Origin of the sequence: Vallitalea longa, assembly GCF_027923465.1 — a bacterium.
In the GTDB taxonomy this organism is placed as follows: Bacteria; Bacillota; Clostridia; order Lachnospirales; family Vallitaleaceae; genus Vallitalea; species Vallitalea longa.
This window is the reverse complement of record NZ_BRLB01000088.1, coordinates 1-255: the sequence shown is the minus strand read 5'-3', so window position 1 is coordinate 255 and position 255 is coordinate 1. Positions and strand designations below refer to the sequence as shown.

1 protein-coding gene is annotated in these 255 nt (G+C 27.8%); it reads right to left on the bottom strand.

Annotated features, from left to right (window positions below; genetic code table 11):
* The coding region (locus tag QMG30_RS24935; protein WP_281819939.1) for a transposase at nucleotides 1-255 on the bottom strand (255 nt) is incomplete at both ends.

Below are 255 nucleotides of genomic sequence, written 5' to 3'. Positions count from 1 at the left end.
GATTTGAATCTAGGATATTTAGCTCTCTTTTGAAAGAAATTCTTAAAAGCAGTATCTAAATTCCTAAGTGCAGATTGAAGAGAAACACTATCCACTTCTTTAAGCCAAGTTAAATCTTTTTTCAAAGTTGTTAATTCTTTAGCTTGATTAACATAAGTAGTTGATTTTTCTTCATTCTTGTATAATTCAATTCTTTGATTAAGAAAACGATTGAATACAAATCTAGTACAGCCGAAGGTTTTATGAATTAAAGTC